The sequence below is a fragment of the Streptomyces varsoviensis genome (assembly GCF_000718635.1).
In the GTDB taxonomy this organism is placed as follows: domain Bacteria; phylum Actinomycetota; class Actinomycetes; order Streptomycetales; family Streptomycetaceae; genus Streptomyces; species Streptomyces varsoviensis.
In genome coordinates this window covers 1-611 of the sequence record NZ_JOBF01000074.1, presented here as the reverse complement: position 1 = coordinate 611, position 611 = coordinate 1, and the positions used below count along the sequence as shown (strand labels likewise).

2 rRNA genes are annotated in these 611 nt (G+C 59.7%); both read left to right on the top strand.

What is annotated here, in order from left to right:
- Positions 1–89: ribosomal RNA gene (locus tag IF55_RS35645) — 16S ribosomal RNA — on the top strand; the annotation flags it as partial.
- 245 nt (positions 90–334) lie between these two features.
- Positions 335–611 (top strand): 23S ribosomal RNA (locus IF55_RS35640); the annotation flags it as partial.

The following is a 611-nucleotide window of genomic DNA, read 5'->3' as shown; positions in this document are numbered from 1 at the left end:
GGAGGGAGTCGTCGAAGGTGGGACTGGCGATTGGGACGAAGTCGTAACAAGGTAGCCGTACCGGAAGGTGCGGCTGGATCACCTCCTTTCTAAGGAGCATCTAGGCTGCCGGTTCGCCGGTGGTCCAGGGCCATTACGTCGGCATGTGTTCGACGGTGGTTGCTCATGGGTGGAACGTTGACTATTCGGCACGATCGGTTGCTCTTGTTAGTACTGCTTCGGCGTGGAACGCAGAGAGGGACGGGTCGTGTTGGGCGCGCTGTTGGGTGTCTGAGGGTGCGAGCGTGAGCTTGCCCTTTTGCTTGAGAACTGCACAGTGGACGCGAGCATCTGTGGCCAAGTTTTTAAGGGCGCACGGTGGATGCCTTGGCACCAGGAACCGATGAAGGACGTGGGAGGCCGCGATAGGCCCCGGGGAGCTGTCAACCGAGCTGTGATCCGGGGGTGTCCGAATGGGGAAACCCGGCAGTCGTCATGGGCTGTCACCCGCTGCTGAACACATAGGCAGTGTGGAGGGAACGCGGGGAAGTGAAACATCTCAGTACCCGCAGGAAGAGAAAACAACCGTGATTCCGGGAGTAGTGGCGAGCGAAACTGGATGAGGCCAAACC